This is a genomic window from Methylobacterium sp. C25 (genome assembly GCF_021352225.1).
Taxonomy (GTDB): Bacteria; Pseudomonadota; Alphaproteobacteria; order Rhizobiales; family Beijerinckiaceae; genus Methylobacterium.
Genome location: NZ_JAAUVI010000015.1, coordinates 86,574 through 100,616, shown reverse-complemented (window position 1 = coordinate 100,616; position 14,043 = coordinate 86,574). Strand labels below are relative to the sequence as shown.

Sequence of the window (14,043 nt, the reverse complement as noted above, 5' to 3'; positions counted from 1 at the left end):
CGGCGCCGCTACCACCGCCGTTGCCGTTTCCATTGCCGTTGTTGCCGTTGCCGTTGCCGCCGGCTCCGTTTCCGTTCCCGTTGCTGCCGGCGCCGCTACCACCGCCGTTGCCGTTTCCATTGCTGTTGCCGCCGGCTCCGTTCCCGTTGCTGCCAGCGCTGCTGCCGACACCGTTGCCGTTGTTGCTGTTACCGTTGCCGTTGGTGCCATTCGAGCTGTCGCTGACGGCGCGCGTTGTGGAGGTCGCGGCATCGGTGGCGGTCGTCGTCAGCACGCCGCCCGAGATTCCGCTGGAAGCGCGTGCTGCGCCACCGGCACCCAGTACGGCCTCGGCGGCGCCCACCGGATTGCCGCTGTTGGCTGCCTTGTTCTTCCCAACATTCGTGCCGGGGTTCAGGTCGCCGGTACTCCAGACCGTCGAGCGCCTGCCCCCCACAACTCGCCCTTGATCGCCATTCCGCGCGACCCCATTGGTAGCGGAATGGATGTCGAGCGTGACTTCGCCGATCGGTGCCGTGATCCGTGGCGTGCCGCCCTCCGTTCGAATGAGACCGGCCTTTGTGGCGCCGCCCTCGCTGGGGGCACCAGGCAATCCCACCGGTCGCAACGGCGCAGAACCCGTAGCGGGGCGCAGGCCGGATTTCGGAACGTCCAGCGGGGCTATGCGAGCCGTGCGCGGCGTGCCGTGCATGATCTGGCCGAGCATGCCTCGGCCCGAGAGCTGCAGTCCCTGCTCGGCATTGGCGAGCACCCGGGCGCTCTGGCCTGGCAGCACGAGTGCGGAATCGCCGGTCTTGAAGTCCGCGACCTGCACGCGGCCGCGCTCGACGTCGACCTTTGCCCGGCCGCCTTCCAGTGACACCCGGAAGCGGGTCCCCTTCACTACGGCGGCGAGATAGGGGGTCTCGACCTCGAAATGCTTGACGTTCTTCCTCTCGACATCGAGCAGGATCGTTCCGGCTTGCTGCAGAACGGTCGACATGCCCGGCTTGCCCTCGCCGGGCAGTGTGATCGCCGAGTTCGGTGAGACAAGGATGCTCTCCGCGCCGCGGTTCAGCAGAACGCGCCCGTTTCGGCCGGTTCGAATCGAGTCACCGGCGCGGAGCAGTTCGGTGTCGGAGGCCGATGCCGTGCGAACCTTGTCTCCGGAGATCCACGCCTCGCCCGAAACCTTGACGACCTTCCATTGGCCGCCCTCAGCGAAGGCCAACTGCGTCGTGGTGAACAGGCTGGCAGCGACCGAAACGACGATCAGGCCAGTTCTTAAGCATGGGTGGAGCATGGCTCCGGTTCCTTGACTCTGCATCAGTGCAACGGAAAGCGGCAACGCACATTCCGAATTAATGGGAATTCGTTAACCATGTCTTTTTACGGTTGCCCGCACGAAGCAGCGTTTAGAGTACCGACAGGCAAAAGGACATGTGGCGGCCGCGGCAACACAAAGAATGCGCTACAGGGCTTTCAGTTGGCGCATCCATTTCTGTATTATTTTATACATCGGCTATAATGTTTGCAGGATCTGCAGCGGCCCAGTCGACCGGACGTGTTGTGCCTCCCGCCGCAGCGTTGGCTTCTAAACCTGATCTCAGTTTGACGGGAGATCGGCTGAGGACTCCGCAACTTGCATCAGTGGCACCGAAAGCCGCCGCCGATGCATCTTCGAGCGCGCGGTTCCGGCTCCGTGCCGTGGTGCTTGAAGGAGGATCGGTGCTCGCCGCAGCCGATCTTGCCGGAACCTATGCGCCCTTCATCGGTCAGGATGTCTCCGAAACCGATCTGACAACCATTACCGCGTCGATCAGCGCCGCCTACCGAGGCGCCGGTTATCATCTCACGCGGGCGATCGTGCCGGTTCAGGATCTGGCTGGCGGTCGCCTTCGCATCCAGATCGTCGAAGGCACGATCGAGGACATCGTCATCATCGGCGACGATGCCGATCGGTTCGGTCTGCATCGGCTCTTGGCCCCTTTGGTTGCCGAGAGGCCGGCGCGGCGTTCCACACTCGAACGACAGCTCCTCCTGGCCAATGACAGGCCCGGTATCCGCGTTACAGATACGACCCTGGATGAGATTGTGCCGGCCAGTGGCCGTTTCCGGCTGAAGGTTTCGGTGCAGTCCTGGACGGTCTACGGGGCTGTCGGCCTCGACAATCTCGGCTCCGCAGCGGTCGGTCCGTGGCAAGGCTCGGCCACGGCGGCCCTGAACTCGCTGCTCGTCCCAGGAGACAGCCTGGTGTTCTCGGGCTCCTCGTCCCTGGGCTCGTGGCGCGAGCTCAGCTTCGGCAGTCTCGCCTACGATGCGCCGATCGGGACCGACAGCTTCAGGATCGGCGCTGCCGCGACACGAAGCGATATCAGGCCGGGCGATGCGAGGCGCTGGCTGGGCACTCGCTCCGAGGCCGATACCTATGAGGTGCGCGCCTGGTACGCGCCGCTCGTAAGTCAGAGCCAAACGCTTTGGCTGGGAGGTGCGTTGGGCATCAGCAATATCGAGGAGCGTACATATGCTGGGCGCAGCTACGAAGACCATCTCGGTCTGCTGAGCCTATCGGCCGACTACAAGCTGCACATCTCGGAATCGAGCTGGACCTACCTTTTCGGCACATTTCGCCAAGGCCTCGGCGCGACCGATGGTCGGAGTTCAGGCACAGATCTGTCGAGGTCAGGAGCGTCGACAAGGTTCTCGTTGTTCAACGTTTCAGCAGCTCACTATCAGAACTTGACCGATGCCTGGTCCGTGAAGCTTGCGGCCGGCGGTCAGATCGCATCCGGTCCGCTGTTGATCACCCAGCAATATTATCTCGGCGGATATTCGTTCGGGCGTGGTTTTGAAGCGGGCTGGATATCGGGTGACAATGCAATCGCCGGATCCGCCGAACTTCGATACGATATCCCGCTCGGGATGCAGTACCTCAATGCCCTGCAGCTATACGGCTTCGCCGAAGGGGGCGCGACGGAGACTTACCTGAATTCCAAGAGTCTCGTTCAGAAAATTGCTTCGATCGGTGCGGGAGTGCGCTTTTTTGTGACCAATGATTTGTTGGCGGGCGTCGCAATTGCGAAGCCGATCGCCGACACGGCTACATATCGGCGCTCTGATGGCATCGCTGTGCTGTTTTCCCTGACCAACACGTTTCATCTCTGCCCGGGCTCTCAGAGCTGGAGGTGTAATTGATCGCTCCATAAGCAGCCTCTTGCTGATCAGATGAAGCGTATCTCGCCCGGCTGCAGCTTCAACGATCGCGCCATGCGCTTCGAGAGCTGACCTGCGATCTCCACCTCAACGTCATCGGCTGCGCTCTCGGTGACAAGCTCCACCGCTGCGTCGGCATCGGATGCCAGGACAGCGTAGACGCGCACTTGCTCACGACGCTGTTTGACAGCGACCAAGAATGCCTGAGGCGCAGCGTTGGAAGCTTGCGTCATTGCGGTTCGCGCCGGCGTTCGAGTACCCGTTCTGCCTGCGTCAGTTTCCAGACTACCTGACCATCTCGGAGCACCTGAACCAGGGCAGCCGGCGCATCACTAGTACCCATGTAGGGCGCAAGATGCAGTTCAAGATCGAACTCATGGCGCGCCCAGACTTGTGCATCCGAGAGTGAAGAGACGTGCAGAGCTTTCGATGTTAGAACTCGGCAACCACTCTTCGTCGTGCCGACGATCTCAATGGTGAACATGCCGGCCATCGTCGAAAGACAGGATCAATCTTTGTCCGGCTTCTCTTTGGTGATTGCGCCAGTCCTCGGATCGACATGAAATTCCATCTTCACGCCGTTCTTGACGCCTTCGCCTTCCCAGTGGCCGTCGTCAGCCTCTAACTCGGTGATGGAGGTGTACCCGCTGTCGGTGAGCTTCTGACGGATCTGATCCGCCGGGATCCAGTCAGCGCCCGGTTTTCCGCCTGCGAATGCTGCGTTGCTGGCGCCGAGGGCAATCAAAGCGGCCGCTGTCAATCGTGCTGTGGTCTTCATGAGCCGATCTCCTTGCTGTGAAGGAGGATTATCGCATCGAGCAATCTCACCGGTCTGACAGTGGCTGTCAGCGTTTTGTCAGATTCGTGCGAGATTGGCCGGTAGGTTCATGCAATCCTCTAGCGCGCATTCGGCGCACGGCTCGGCTCCTCGGGCTGAGAAATTTCCGGCTTTCGCGAACAGGTGATCGCCTTGCGGCCGCATTCAAACTCGCTGCTTCGGCGGGACTACCATCATCGTCACCAGCATCCCGACAAGAACCGATGCGACCATCATTCCGATTGCATCCGCATCAAGTTCCGTCGGCAAGCTGCGATGACGCAGGAACGGCCACGCCATTACGACCGCGAGCGCGCCGGGTATTGCAAAGATAACGACGATGATCGGGATCTGGACCCAGCGCGGCATGCGCCATTTTGCATGCCGGCGATCAACTTAGAGTCTCCATACGGCAACAGAGGCGGATCTACTTGATGCGCCGATCATTCATCAGTGCGCAGTACCCAATCAAGCTTGCCGATCGAAGCCGTTTGGTCTTCGACCTGCGACTGACCGAGCCTCCCGGCCAATCCGAGGTAAACGGTCGTGACGACGACGCCGAAGAAGAAAAGCGCTCTCGCGAAGCCAGGCTCGAGCTGAAGTGTCGCTTGCATCCGCGCCAGCCTGCTGCGAAACGCGGCGGCGGCGCGGTGAAGGCCTCGTTCTTCAAGCCGAGAAGGATTTGAAACCGGCGCCATGGCGCATGTTGGCTGCCAAGCGTTTCTTAAAGGTAACCGCCCCTCTACGGCCCTAGGGTGCTGCACGAAGGCGATAGCGGGCAAACATAGGACGAACTGGAGTCAGCGGAGTAAGCCGGCAGCGTCGCACGAAGGTTACCAAGGCGATCGCAGTCAGGATGTATCGCGACATGCTATCGAGGTTCGGCGGTGAAAGGGTGGCGGGATGCGCTCGATCCGGCATCCCGCCTTGGCCGACGATCGGGCTTGGCTCACGGTGATTTCGTAAATCTCGCCCCGGCGGGCGCAGTGATCACGCTAAGGTGGGCCGCGACAAGGATCTCGATGCCAGCCGCCCAGCCGCCGGCGAGCAGCCCGACTACACCGGCCTAGCCAGCCTCCGGCAGGCGCGCTTCCGGGCATTGTGCTAGCAACTGGAACGACCAAGTCGCAACAAAACCGTGACGTCTGCTTTCTCGCCTGGCAAGCTTCAGAGCGGCTGGTCCGCTCTCGGCCAAGTTTGGTCGGCCGCTCCGCGCCCAAATTGGCCGTTCAATCGGCCTTGGCTGCTGTTCCAAAGCGGACAGCAGCGCGGCTGTCGTCAGTTGACGACCCGAGCCCGGCATGCGCCGAATGTGCGCGGCCCAAGCCGATCTCTGACTTCCCACGCTCCCGTCACGGGAGGCATGATCTGATTCCTGCCGTTGTTCTTGGCGGCATAGAGCGCCTTGTCAGCAACCATGACGAGGTCTGCTTCAACGTCATCGTCCCGCTCGGAAACGGCGAAGGAGCGGCAGGCCACGCCGATGCTGACCGTGACCCAAGAGCCCGCCGTATTTCGCGCATGCTCGAGCCTGAGAGCTTCGACGCCCTCACGTACCTCTTCTGCGACTTCGCAAGCTGTCCGAAGCTCGGTATGAGGCAGAACAACCGCCATTTCCTCGCCGCCGTACCGGGCGATCACGGCGCCGCTGACCTGGACCTTGCTCGCAATCGCCGAGGCTACCTTCTTCAAGCAATCGTCACCCGCCTGATGGCCGTAGTGATCGTTGAAGCCTTTGAAGTTGTCGACGTCGATCATCAGGAGCGCCAGTGGACTGCCCCGACCGATCGCGTAGCTGCGGCCGGCCGCCAGCGCCTCGTCAAAGCGGCGTCGATTGGCCAGGCCCGTCAGACCGTCCGTGGCAGCCATCGACCGCAAAGCATCCTCCAGCGCTTTCCGATCCGAGACGTCCCGGGAGGTTGCGACCACGCCATCGGGCTCGCCTGAGTGCGGATCCAGCGACACGTGCACAGAGCTTTCGAGCCAGATGTCTCGCCCATCCTGATGGCGGTGTCTGTAGGTCACGATGACCTCGCCCACCTGACCGCGTTTCAAGGCTTCGACGGTTCGCTCGAGTTCAGCCTGATCGTCTGGGTGAACATCTTCGAACACGTTCCGCCCTAAGAGGTCTTCGGGGCGCCGACCGATGATCTTCAGCGATGCGGGTGAGACATAGCGGCGACGTCCGTCGGGACCGATGCGGGAGACCATGTCGCCGCTGTGTTCCGCCAACAGCCGGAAGTTCGTCTCGGTCTCGAGGCGCGCGACCTCGGCGCATTGGCGAAGCTCCGCCTGCCGGATCGACCACCATCCCACGCTCGCGATCAGGCCGACGAGCACGAGGACGGCCCCAAACCGCCAGAGAGCGTCCGATCGCCACGGGGCCAGCGCGTCTTCGACGTCCAGGGCAACCAGAAGGACGACCGGCAGTCGCGACGATGACCTATACCCGCTGATCCGGTCCCGCCCGTCGACCGGCGAGACGTATCGAAGGTTTCCCGACGGCGCGTTGGGCAGGCCTTGCTGAAACAAGGGACCACGGGACAGATTTCGCCCGACCGTCGTGGGGCCATCCGGGTAGCGGGCCATCACGGTTCCGTCGCGATGCATCAGCGCGATCGCGCCATGAGGTCCGACGTTGAAGTGCGCGTAGTGCTCGAAGAAGTACGACGCATCCAGCGTCGCCAGGACGACGCCCGCGAACGAGCCATCTGGCGCATCGTATCGGCGCGACAGGGTCACGATCCACTCGCCGCTCGACCGGCTCAGGACCGGTGTTCCGAGAAAGGACGAGCGCTCAGGGCTGCGCAGATGGCGCTGGAAGTACGCACGATCCGAGTTGTTGAAACCGACCGGAAGCGAAGGCAGTGAACTCGCGATCCACGCCCCTGTCTTGTCGTAGACGAACAGGCCTCGGATTCGCGGAAGTGTCGTGACGCGCAACGCCATGAAGCGGCTCAGGCGGTCCAGCTCCTCGGGTGCCTGCCCCCTGGTCTCGAGGCGCTCGACGATGCCGATCAATGCTGCATCGGACATTTCGAAGGTGTCGTCGGCGTGCTGGGTCAGGGAACGCGCCAGATTGGCGGCATCCTTCGCTGCGTCCCGAAGCACGTCGGATCTCGTCATCCACTCATGCCAGCCTGCAAGCACGAGCAGGATCAGGCAGACGAGTGCCACGAACGAGAGTGGAGCGGCGACAGCCGATCTGCCTAGGATGGAGGGCCCTTCGGCAGCCCTGCGCGGGAGAGCACGGATTTTCATAAGGTCCCGACGTCCGTTCGCCTGGAGACGTTACCCGGCACATTAGGCGCAGACTGCTGAACGGATGATCACCTCTGCCCGCAGATTTTCGAGCTCGAATGGGCCGTGCTTCACTCGCTGATGACCCAATGGGGAAGTTTGATCGCGAGGGATATGAGCGACGCCTGCTTGTCTAGTCTTCGTCAGACAGCGGGGGCCCTCGGAACGCGTCGAGCGTGTCCGACGCCTTCAGTTTTACCGGCGCACCAGTCTTGGCGCTCTCGTAGATTGCTTCCATCAGCATCTGATCTTGCAGGCCCTCCTCGCCGGGAGTACGCGGCTTGCGATTCTGCAGGATGCAATCGGCCATATGGTCGAGCTCGGCCGCAAACTGGTTCTTAGGCTTGAGGACGATTTCCTCCCGGCTCGTCGCGTCCCCGCTACGCGAGGTCACTGTCAGACGCTGACCCGCGTAGAGGTAGGCGTTCGGCATGTCGGCCACGGCCTTCTCGAAATTCAGTCGATGGTGCTTGTCGTCGCGGCCGCCATAGCTCGTGAAGCAGTTGGCGATGAAGCCGGAGGGGAAGATCATTTGGAACGAGACCGTCTCTTCCACATCGGCGAAGCGCGGATCGTTCGGTGGCGTCACGGTGTAGGCGAAGATCTCGACTGGCTCCTCGCCGGTGAGAAACCGTGCCGTGTTGAGGCAGTAGAGGCCGATGTCGGGCAGCGAACCGCCGCCAGACATGACTCGCTTGTGCCGCCACTGCTCGGCACCGTTCTCAGCTACTGTCTGAACGTTGGTTGCGGACATGCCGAGTAGCCGGCCGAAGGTCTTTTCGCGGACGAACTTGGCAAGCCGCCGGTTGTAGACCTCGTACTGGATCCGGTAGGCGACCATGAGCTTCACGGCTGCCTTCTCGCAGGCGGCGATCATGGCGCGGGCATCGGCCGACGAGGTCGCCATCGGCTTCTCGCAGAGAACGTGCTTTCCGGCCGCCGCCGCCCGCTCGACGAACTCCCGATGCATCGCGTTCGGCAGCACGATGTAGACCGCCTTGATCTCCGGGTTATCGCGGACGCGGTCGAAGGCGGCGTAGTCGAAGCAGGCACTCTCCGAGATGCCGTACTGGTGAGCGACCGCCTTGAGCTTTTCCGGCGTGCCCGAGACTAGGGCCGCCGGCTTGGCCTTTTTGCTCTCGCCGAAAGCCGGGAGGATCTCTTCGAGTGCTAGACGTCCGAGGCCGACGATGGCGAATCCGACACGCTTGGAGGGCGGCATCGGCACCGGCGGCGGACCCGAGGGCGTGTCGGCCGGCGCGCGCCAGTTCTCGAACTTCACTTTGCCGCCCTCGACACTGCCGGTATCGACCTTGCTCGGCGCCGGATAGCTTTGCGCCGCCTGGGCTGCATCAGCCAACACGAAGCCCGAGGCTCCGAGGCCCGTGATCTTCAGGAGGTTGCGACGGTGAAGGTCGACGCGCTTCGACACGCTCTGGCTCCATAGTTTGCGAGGATCAGGTCGGCGGCAGATCGCAAGGTCCGGGTCTTGGTTCAGGCGACCAGCACCACGGCCTTGCGGAGGTAGACGGGACTCTCGATCTGCCGAGAGATGAAGTCGGCGACATCGGCGCGGGGGATCATTCCGTTGTGCCAAGGCGAGGCCGATTCCAGGACTTGGTACCTTCCGGTCCTGGTCGCGGACGTGAGCATGCCGGGTCGCACGAACGTCCAGTCGAGCCCGCTGCGACGGATGCGCATCTCCTGAGCGTCCTTGTCATCGTATGCGCGACCGAACATGAGGCGAAAGGGTAAGCGCTGGAGCGGGCCTATCGCTTCGCGGCTGTCGCCGGTGCCGAAGCCGGTGACCGAGATGATGCGGCGCACCCCGGCCTTTTCCATTGCCGGCACCAAGACGTTGGTGGCGGCGCTGAACAGCGTCACCGGCTTGAACATGGCGTGAAAAGGGATGCCCAGAGCTTGAACGACGACATCGACATCGTGGAGCGCCCCTTCGATGTCGGCAGCCAGAAGAGCATCCCCCGGAAACGTCTCGAGGTTCGGGCCCGCAAAGTCGATAGTCGAGGCTGAACGAGCGAAGGCGCGTACGCAGTGTCCTGCCCCCAGCACCGCTTTCACTGTCTCCAGGCCGACGCCGTTGCTGGCGCCGATCACGAGCACATGCGCCATGGCTGGATTAGCCCTCGCTCGTGCCGGGTATGTTGACCGGCACCATCTGCTGATGCTGCACGACGCGCGACTCGTCGTGCGACAAGCGCCTCAAGGTCGACGTGCAATAGGCTTGGTAGGCCTCCTCCTCGCGAGAAGCCCACGCATGGTAGGCGATGACGATCAATCCTTCCTGGGGGCGTGCAACCTGACGCTTCGACAGGTCGACCTCGCTCCAGCGCGGCGTGTTCGCTACCGCCTCGATGGCCTGCTTTCCAGTCAGGACGAAAGGTGGATGTGGCAGCACCATAAGGCACTCGTCATCGACGAGTTCGCGGTAATGGCCCGCTTCGCCGAGCCAGAGCCCCTTCTCGAACGACCACACACGGTCATCATCCATGATCATCTCCTTGGTTGAAGTGGAGGCGCTTGGGCGCTCAGACGGTGTCGGCGCTGCCCTTTTCGATCTCGGCAGTGTTGCCGCCCTGATCGTCGGTGCCGGCCTCTTCCCAGGCCTGCAGCCAAGCTGTGCGTTCTTCGGAGCCTTCCGGATACGGGCAGCTGTCGCGGGTTTTGCCGTAGACCCGAGCGTTGCGCCCCTGAATGAATGGGCTGTCGCTGGCGGTTGCGCCTTCGGTCATTGGTATCTCCACGGTTGATGGTGTCGGCATGCCGACGGATTGGAACCGGCTAGTTCATCGGTGTGTGACTTCGAATGAGCCGAGCGCCATTTCGCCGGCGGCGGCTGCATCTGCGGGAGAGCCATCGTAGTTCGGTGACTCGCGAACGGACACGCCGTCCGCGCCGGTCAGATGCCGTCGAAACCGTCCACGGGTCTCGCCGCACGCCTCGACCGTTGCCGCAACTGGGGTGGGATCATCGTGCACGGCTCATGTCGCCTTCGAGGGATCATGGCCCCAGTTCATCAGCGACAGACGCCACGGCGAGTGCTCGACCTCGGCCTTGTCCTCGGGTCCACCCTGCTTGAGGTGGCGCCGCACATAGCCAACGACCTTTCGCATGTGGCCGTAATCGTCGTCGGACAGCTCCGACTTCTTTTTGTGTAGCATTTCGACGATGCGTCGGCCTTCGGCATGGCCGGTCGGTTCGCCACCGTCCTTCTTCTGGCCGACCGAGCGGCTTTCCTCGGTCTTGAGATGCTTCTCCAGCGCGGAGGCCGTCATGTTCACGACCTCCTTGAACTCCTGGTAGGTCGCCTGGTGATCGCTTTTCCCTGACATCGTTGATTTCCTGGCTTTGGAGGATTGTCGGGATGGCCGGCAAACCCGGACCGCACGCACACGTTCCGGACCGCCCCTGCGGCGCAAGCGCCCCGCCAAGGCTTGCGGCCATTCATCGCCAGCTTTGGGCTGGCCCGCTCCATCCAGGAGTCATGCGTTTCGGTGCAACCGGCCTACGACGATGCCGTTCTCTTCGGCGCGAGGAGGGCTCCGATGGCACGCAGGATCTTGATCACGGGCGCGAGTGTAGCGGGGCCGGCCCTGGCATTCTGGCTCGCGCGAGCCGGCGATGAGGTCACGGTACTGGAGCGGGCGCCCGCCTTCCGGGACGGGGGGCAGAACATCGATATCCGAGGTGTTGGTCGCACAGTCCTTAGGCGTATGGGCTTAGAGCAAGTCGTAAAGGAGCAGGGGACGGGCGAGACGGGCATTCGTTTCGTCGATGAGCGCGACAAGACCTGTGCGCAGTTTGACCAAGCCGAGTTCGGCGTGGACGGACCGACAGCAGAGTTGGAGATCCTTCGCGGTGACCTTGCCCGCATCCTGGTCGAGGCCAGTCGCCGCGAAGGCGCCACCTATCGCTACGGCGACCACATCACCGAGTTCGAACAGCAAGGAGGCGGGGTTGGCGTGACTCTCTTCGGGGGCACCCGGGAGCGCTTCGACGCGGTCATCGCCGCCGAGGGGATCGGATCCTCCACCCGCAAGCTCCTGCTCGGCAGGGATCACGACCGCGAGCCTATCGGCCTCTACATGGCCTACTTCACCATCCCTCGGGGCCACGGCGATGGCGACGTGGCCCGCTGGTATGCCGCGCCCGGAGGCCGCAGTGTTCTCCTACGCCCGGACCGATACGGGACCACGCGCGTCGTGATGACTTTGCGCGAAGCGCCCTGCGGCTATGAAGATTTGCCGCTCGAAGAGCAGCGAGAGGTAATGATCCACCACTTCGCGGATGCGGGTTGGGAGACACCTCGTGTGCTGGAGGGTCTGCGCGCGGCGGAGGATTTCTATTTCGAGACGGTCGGGCAGGTTCACATCGACCGCTGGTCGGAAGGTAGGATTGCGCTGACGGGAGACGCGGCCTGGGCGACTGGGCCGATCACCGGAATGGGTACCAGCCTCGGGTTGATCGGCGCGTACGTGCTGGCTGGCGAGATGTCTCGCACCCGCGACATGCCGAACGCGTTTGCGGCCTATGAGCGCGTCATGCGGCCCATTGTGCAGAAAGGTCAGGACTATCCGAAGTTCGGGCCGAGATTGCTTCAGCCAAGCACCCGCTTCGGCATAGCATTTCAACACACCGTGCTCGCTTTCGCGGCCACGCCAGCGGTGCGAAGCGTAGCGGGCAAGCTGTTCGCTGGAGACGAAAACGGACCCGATCTGCCAGATTACAACTTAGACGCAAGGATTTGATAGTACAGGCGTCTGACTAAGAGCCTCGGGAAAAAGGCTGCCCCATCATCGAAGCAGCACAAATTCCCTGGATCCAGATCGATCCGAACGCCAGTCAGGTCAGCGTCGGTTGGCGAGCAAACCGAGACCGAAGCCGACGAGCCCCGCGACCACCAGCGAGGCATGCGGCCACTCGACGGATTGCTCATGCCCCTCCTGAAGAAACCGTTTCCCAGTTCGGTAGCCGTCTTCGGCATAGTCGGCGACGTCACCGGCTACCTGTCGGACCGCATCTTTCACTTCGCCGTAGCGACGCTCGGCTCGACCTGAGGCTTCGTTGGCACGACCTTCTGCGGCGTCCCGCCGCGAGCCGGACAGGCCACCGATCTCGCTCTGGATTTTGCCGCCCATTTCTCTGGCTGCACCTGTCAGTCTGTCAGGATCGACCATGTTGTTCTCTCCAATCGTTCCGCAGGTATCCCTAGGGATTCCCTGCGTGACGGTCCGCCGTGATCCGGCATCGTTTCTTCCGAGGGTGAGGTCACCGCTGTCCTACTTGTTGGATCTGCCGCCCTTCTTGCCGAGCTCGGACTGCGCTGAGGATGACGTGCGGGGATTCGATTTGCCTTCGTGGCTGGCCTTGGCGTTTGCCTTCTTGGCCGTCGCACTGCCTTGCCCTTTCTTCTCGGTCATGGGGCCTCCTTGTCCACATCGGTTCAACGGAGCGACGGGCCTGCCATGCCCATCGCCGAACGCGTGACGTAGTCGACACCAACATCGCCACCACCGTAGCCAAGGATACGAGTCAGACGTTCGCGGGCGCGCCAGACACGGCTCTTCACGGTACCGACCTGACATTTCATGAGGGCCGCCGCGTCCTCGTAGGTCTTGTTCTCAATGGTGACGAGACTGAGCGCCTCGCGCATCTCGATCGGCAATTTTGCCATGGCGAGGTAGACGTCCTGCAGATCGAGCCGGCAACCTTGTTCGGGCAGGACGGCAAGATCGTTGGCATGGTCGTCGTCGCCGGCATTCACCTCTTGAGAGTGCTTGCGACAGGACGAGTAGAAGTTATTTCGCATGATCGTGAAAAGCCACGCGCCGAGGTTCGTACCGACCGTGAAGCTCGCTCGGCCTCGCCAAGCCTTCAGCATCGTATCCTGGACAAGGTCGTCAGCTCGCGCCTGATTTTTCGTCAGGGACAGCGCGAACCGCTGCAGGTTGAGCATCAGGTCAAGGAAATCGACGCGAAATGCCGCCGAGATCAGACTGAATTTCCGGTGAAATTCCGGCGCTTTTTATCATACGCTGACTGACAGAATCCTTGGACGGCGCAACCATGGTTTCTGCTCATTCCGGTGACCTAAGGGTCAAACCGAACGCGGATCCTTGTCAAAAGTTCGCGCCGACACGGCAGCGAGACCATCTTAGTCTGAAAGCGAACCATCTCTGACAGATACAAATCTTACAAGCGGCGGTGCGAAACCTTGTGGGGTGCCTGCGGTTGCCGTCGCACCAGATCGCCGTCGAGTGACCGACAGCGTTCAGATTTGGAGAATGGTGATCATGAGCATCAAAGGCGAAGCCAAGGAAGCAGCTGGCTACATCAAGGAAGAGCTCAACGAGCACGGCAAGTCTCCCGAGAGCCAGCGAAAGGCTCAGGAGGGGCGCGACTTGCGTAACGAGGGACGTGTCGAGGACGGCAAGGCGCCGAAGACGACGCCTCCTGGATCGGGCCATTCCGATAATTGATGGTTCTCGGATCAAATAAGAGGCCGGCGCCTGGGCGCCGGCCTTTTTCGTGCGTGGGCGGATATGGTCTTTGATTGGATATGTTGCCTGTACGTTCTAGGGTCTTAATGTCTGACGTGCGTCCATGAGCTAGCCCACGATGCGATCTTGATCGGCCGTTCCACATCGGGCGTCGCGCGACGCCCAAGACTGCCGCGAACGACGATGTATCGGCCGTCGTCAGGTTTTCTTGAGATC

At 62.2% G+C, this 14,043-nt stretch carries 18 protein-coding genes; 4 read left to right on the top strand and 14 right to left on the bottom strand.

The genetic code is table 11. The features are described 5' to 3' along the window. Positions 1 to 1,282 (bottom strand): FecR family protein (locus HCU64_RS23290; RefSeq protein ID WP_233386741.1); only part of this gene is annotated, 1,282 nt, incomplete at its 3' end. Between the two features lie 137 nt (positions 1,283 to 1,419). Here HCU64_RS23290 and HCU64_RS23285 point away from each other — a divergent pair. After that, entirely contained in the window at positions 1,420 to 3,174 is a 1,755-nt protein-coding gene (locus HCU64_RS23285) for a ShlB/FhaC/HecB family hemolysin secretion/activation protein (RefSeq protein WP_325170017.1), read from the top strand. Between the two features lie 26 nt (positions 3,175 to 3,200). Here the strand turns inward: HCU64_RS23285 and HCU64_RS23280 are convergent, their stop codons facing one another. From HCU64_RS23280 to HCU64_RS23265, 4 genes are all read right to left on the bottom strand, one after another. Then, positions 3,201 to 3,425: a hypothetical protein gene (locus tag HCU64_RS23280; RefSeq protein WP_233386737.1), complete on the bottom strand. Its 225-nt coding sequence runs from the start codon at positions 3,423 to 3,425 to the stop codon at positions 3,201 to 3,203. Continuing rightward, complete coding sequence (locus HCU64_RS23275) at positions 3,422 to 3,676, bottom strand: hypothetical protein (protein ID WP_233386735.1); 255 nt, start codon at positions 3,674 to 3,676, stop codon at positions 3,422 to 3,424. Before HCU64_RS23275 ends, HCU64_RS23280 begins: the two co-directional genes overlap by 4 nt. Positions 3,677 to 3,700: 24 nt before the next feature. Beyond that, a complete protein-coding gene (locus tag HCU64_RS23270) occupies positions 3,701 to 3,970 on the bottom strand; it encodes a PepSY domain-containing protein (RefSeq protein WP_233386733.1) in 270 nt (89 codons plus the stop codon). Between the two features lie 204 nt (positions 3,971 to 4,174). Continuing rightward, a complete protein-coding gene (locus tag HCU64_RS23265) occupies positions 4,175 to 4,378 on the bottom strand; it encodes a hypothetical protein (RefSeq protein WP_233386731.1) in 204 nt (67 codons plus the stop codon). Between the two features lie 65 nt (positions 4,379 to 4,443). Here HCU64_RS23265 and HCU64_RS23260 point away from each other — a divergent pair, with 65 nt between their 5' ends. Further along, entirely contained in the window at positions 4,444 to 4,695 is a 252-nt protein-coding gene (locus tag HCU64_RS23260; RefSeq protein WP_233386729.1) for a hypothetical protein, read from the top strand. A 592-nt stretch (positions 4,696 to 5,287) separates the two neighbouring features. Here the strand turns inward: HCU64_RS23260 and HCU64_RS23255 are convergent. From HCU64_RS23255 to HCU64_RS23230, 6 genes are all read right to left on the bottom strand, one after another. Further along, positions 5,288 to 7,045: a diguanylate cyclase gene (locus tag HCU64_RS23255; protein ID WP_233386753.1), complete on the bottom strand. Its 1,758-nt coding sequence runs from the start codon at positions 7,043 to 7,045 to the stop codon at positions 5,288 to 5,290. Between the two features lie 397 nt (positions 7,046 to 7,442). Beyond that, entirely contained in the window at positions 7,443 to 8,741 is a 1,299-nt protein-coding gene (locus HCU64_RS23250; RefSeq protein ID WP_233386727.1) for a Gfo/Idh/MocA family protein, read from the bottom strand. 62 nt (positions 8,742 to 8,803) lie between these two features. Beyond that, on the bottom strand, positions 8,804 to 9,439 hold the full coding sequence (locus HCU64_RS23245; protein WP_233386725.1) for an NAD(P)-dependent oxidoreductase: 636 nt from the start codon (positions 9,437 to 9,439) through the stop codon (positions 8,804 to 8,806). Positions 9,440 to 9,446: 7 nt separating this feature from the next. Continuing rightward, on the bottom strand, positions 9,447 to 9,818 hold the full coding sequence (locus tag HCU64_RS23240; protein WP_233386723.1) for a DUF4440 domain-containing protein: 372 nt from the start codon (positions 9,816 to 9,818) through the stop codon (positions 9,447 to 9,449). A 37-nt stretch (positions 9,819 to 9,855) separates the two neighbouring features. Then, positions 9,856 to 10,059, bottom strand: a complete 204-nt coding sequence (locus HCU64_RS23235) for a ribosome modulation factor (RefSeq protein ID WP_233386721.1) — start codon at positions 10,057 to 10,059, stop codon at positions 9,856 to 9,858. 249 nt (positions 10,060 to 10,308) lie between these two features. Beyond that, complete coding sequence (locus HCU64_RS23230; protein ID WP_233386719.1) at positions 10,309 to 10,659, bottom strand: DUF3140 domain-containing protein; 351 nt, start codon at positions 10,657 to 10,659, stop codon at positions 10,309 to 10,311. A gap of 213 nt (positions 10,660 to 10,872) precedes the next feature. Between HCU64_RS23230 and HCU64_RS23225 the strand changes: the two genes are divergently transcribed. Next, on the top strand, positions 10,873 to 12,075 hold the full coding sequence (locus HCU64_RS23225) for an FAD-dependent monooxygenase (protein WP_233386717.1): 1,203 nt from the start codon (positions 10,873 to 10,875) through the stop codon (positions 12,073 to 12,075). A 99-nt stretch (positions 12,076 to 12,174) separates the two neighbouring features. On the opposite strand, the gene HCU64_RS23220 is transcribed toward HCU64_RS23225, so the two are convergent. From HCU64_RS23220 to HCU64_RS23210, 3 genes are all read right to left on the bottom strand, one after another. Beyond that, entirely contained in the window at positions 12,175 to 12,504 is a 330-nt protein-coding gene (locus HCU64_RS23220; protein ID WP_233386715.1) for a CsbD family protein, read from the bottom strand. Positions 12,505 to 12,606: 102 nt separating this feature from the next. Then, positions 12,607 to 12,747: a hypothetical protein gene (locus HCU64_RS23215; RefSeq protein ID WP_233386713.1), complete on the bottom strand. Its 141-nt coding sequence runs from the start codon at positions 12,745 to 12,747 to the stop codon at positions 12,607 to 12,609. 23 nt (positions 12,748 to 12,770) lie between these two features. Beyond that, positions 12,771 to 13,283, bottom strand: a complete 513-nt coding sequence (locus HCU64_RS23210; RefSeq protein ID WP_442786005.1) for a sigma-70 family RNA polymerase sigma factor — start codon at positions 13,281 to 13,283, stop codon at positions 12,771 to 12,773. 337 nt (positions 13,284 to 13,620) lie between these two features. On the opposite strand from HCU64_RS23210, the gene HCU64_RS23205 reads away from it, so the two are divergent. After that, positions 13,621 to 13,806 (top strand): hypothetical protein, encoded by a 186-nt coding sequence (locus HCU64_RS23205; protein ID WP_233386164.1) that lies wholly within the window; start codon positions 13,621 to 13,623, stop codon positions 13,804 to 13,806. The last annotated feature ends 237 nt before the right edge of the window (positions 13,807 to 14,043 follow it).